At 29.8% G+C, this 2,692-nt stretch carries 3 protein-coding genes; 2 read left to right on the top strand and 1 reads right to left on the bottom strand.

Annotated elements, in window-relative coordinates; translation table 11 throughout:
• Nucleotides 1-70: 70 nt before the first annotated feature.
• Both B2S02_RS11775 and B2S02_RS11770 read left to right on the top strand, forming a co-directional pair.
• Nucleotides 71-748 carry a helix-turn-helix domain-containing protein gene (locus tag B2S02_RS11775; RefSeq protein WP_008676308.1) on the top strand — a complete coding sequence of 226 codons (678 nt, stop codon included), beginning with the start codon at nt 71-73 and terminating at the stop codon, nt 746-748.
• Nucleotides 724-1,635, top strand: coding sequence for an IS3 family transposase (locus B2S02_RS11770; protein ID WP_346920742.1), 912 nt, complete (start codon nt 724-726; stop codon nt 1,633-1,635). The genes B2S02_RS11775 and B2S02_RS11770 overlap by 25 nt, the downstream gene beginning before the upstream one ends.
• A 107-nt stretch (nt 1,636-1,742) precedes the next feature.
• Here B2S02_RS11770 and B2S02_RS11765 read toward each other — a convergent pair.
• Nucleotides 1,743-2,692 (bottom strand): iron-containing alcohol dehydrogenase (locus tag B2S02_RS11765; protein WP_346920741.1); only part of this gene is annotated, 950 nt, incomplete at its 5' end.

Below are 2,692 nucleotides of genomic sequence, written 5' to 3'. Positions count from 1 at the left end.
TTTATGATATGCTCCCATTATAGTAGACAGTTAAAATAATAAAACTGTTCTATAATGGGAGGATTTTTTTATGTCAAGAAAATCAAAAGTATCAACCGAGATAAAAGTCCAAGCTGTTGAAGATTATTTAAGAGGTATAAAAAGTTTATCTGAAATAAGTAATGAACTAAATATCTACAAAAGTGCTATTTCAGCTTGGGTCCGTAAATATAAAACCTTTGGGAAAGAAGGTTTATTAAACAAAGGATATAATACATCCTATTCTGCTCAACTTAAAACTCAAGCCGTTATTGATTATCTTGATGGTAAAGGATCATTAGATGATATTTGTATTAAGTATAAGATAAGTGCTATTGGTATTCTCCAGCAATGGATTAAGAAGTATAATGGTCATAAGATATTTAAATCTCATTCAACAAAAGGAGATAAACTTATGACTAATGGAAGAAAAACAACTTATGAAGAAAGAATTGAAATAGTGTCATTTTGTATTGCTAACGCTCACGATTATAATTTAACTGCTAATAAATTTAATGTTTCATATCAACAAGTTTATACTTGGGTAAAAAAATACAATAAGGATGGATATAACGCGCTAGTCGACAGACGCGGTAAAAATAAATCCTTTGAAGAATTAAGTGAATCAGAAAAATTCTCTGCACAATTAAAGCTTTTAGAAGCAGAAAATAGACGTTTAAAAATGGAGAATGATTTCTTAAAAAAATTAGAAGAGATAGAAAGGAGGTAGATAAATACACTATTTCATCCACAAATAAGTATATTGCAATTAAAGAATTACATGAATTAGGGTATTCAATATCTGAACTATGTAAATGTGCTAAAGTTGGGCGTGCTTCCTATTATAAGTGGTTAAATCGTTCCGCAACTGAAAGAGATAAAGAAAATAAAGTTATTTTAGATGAAATTATTAAATTATACTCAGAAGTTAAAGGGATTTATGGCTATCGCCGTATAACGTTAAATATAAATAGAATACTAAATTCAACCTATAATCATAAGCGTATATACAGGCTTATGAAATCTGTAAAACTTACTGCTGTTATTAGGAGAAGAAAGAAAAGATATATTCAAAGTACTCCACAAATTACAGCTGAAAATATATTAAATAGAAAGTTTGTAGCTGATAATCCAAATGAAAAATGGCTAACAGATGTTACTGAATTTAAGATGACTAACGGAAGCAAAGCTTATTTAAGTGCAATACTAGATCTCGGAGATAATAGTATTATTTCGTATGTATTAGGTAAGTCTAACAATAATAAATTAGTTTTTGATACCTTAGACAAAGCTATTGAAGCGAATCCGACCGCAACGCCACTATTCCATAGTGATCGCGGATTCCAATATACATGTAAAACATTCAAGATGAAACTAAATAAAATTAATGCAGTGCAAAGTATGTCTAGGGTAGGTAGATGTATTGATAATGGGCCTATGGAGGCTTTTTGGGGTACTTTAAAATCAGAAATGTACTATCTAAGAAAGTTTTCAACCTTTGAAGAACTTGAACAAGCTATTGATGAATATATAAAATTTTATAATACAAAAAGATTACAAAAGAAACTAAAAGGTATGGCTCCTATTGAATATAGAAGCCACACCTTAACAGCATAATTTTATATTATTTACCCTGTCTACTTGACAGGGGGCGGTTCATTATTTTATACACTTTCTTATTATCAATCTATTTTTATTTAATTTTCTTATATTAAAGCTTCAACTTATAAAGCAGCTTTATATATATTTAATACATCCTCAGCATTAAGTGGTTTAAAGTTACCTATTGTTTTTCTTCTTCTTACTGATTGATTTGCCATTTCTTCAAGTTTTTCCTCATTTATTCCAACTTCTCTTAATGTAGTAGGTATATCTAATGAAATGAAAAACTCTCTTGTTTTATTTATAGCTTCTTTAGCTAAATCATATTTTTCTTTACTTCTATCTAAATCCCACACATTAATAGCATATTCAACAAACTTATCTACTGTATTATCATCTAAAACATATTCCATCCAAGCTGGTGTCAATATTGCAAGGCCTACACCATGAGTAATATCATAATAAGCACTTAATTCGTGCTCCATTGGATGAACACTCCAATTAGTTTCTTTTCCATAAGTTAAAAGTCCATTTATAGCTAAACTTGAAGCCCACATAAGATTTGATCTTGCTTCATAATTTTCAGGTTCATCCATAGCTATTCTTCCATAATTAATGCAAGTTTTTAAAATTGATTCCGCCATCCTATTTTGAATATAAGCTCCTTCTGTATTATTAAAATATACTTCAAAAATATGACTCATTATATCTGCTGTTCCAGCTGCAGTTTGATTTTTTGGTACAGAAAAAGTATATGTTGGATCTAATATAGAAAATTTAGGCGCCATTTCTGGATTTCCTGTTCCTAATTTCTCATTAGTCTCTATATTGGTAATTACTGCTCCTGTATCCATTTCTGAACCTGTTGCTGAAAGAGTTAATATACTTGCTATTGGAATTACACTCTTTATTTTACTTGGATCTAAAACTATATCCCAAGCATCACCTTCATAGCTAATTCCTGCTGCAATGACCTTTGCACAATCAATAGTACTACCACCACCTAATGCAAGAACTAAATCTATATTATTTTCTCTACAAATATCCATGCCTTTCCGTACACTTGTTATTC

Source organism: Clostridium sp. UBA7339, from assembly GCF_002470865.1.
Taxonomy (GTDB): domain Bacteria; phylum Bacillota; class Clostridia; order Clostridiales; family Clostridiaceae; genus Clostridium_J; species Clostridium_J sulfidigenes.
This window is presented reverse-complemented; position numbering and strand designations above follow the sequence as displayed.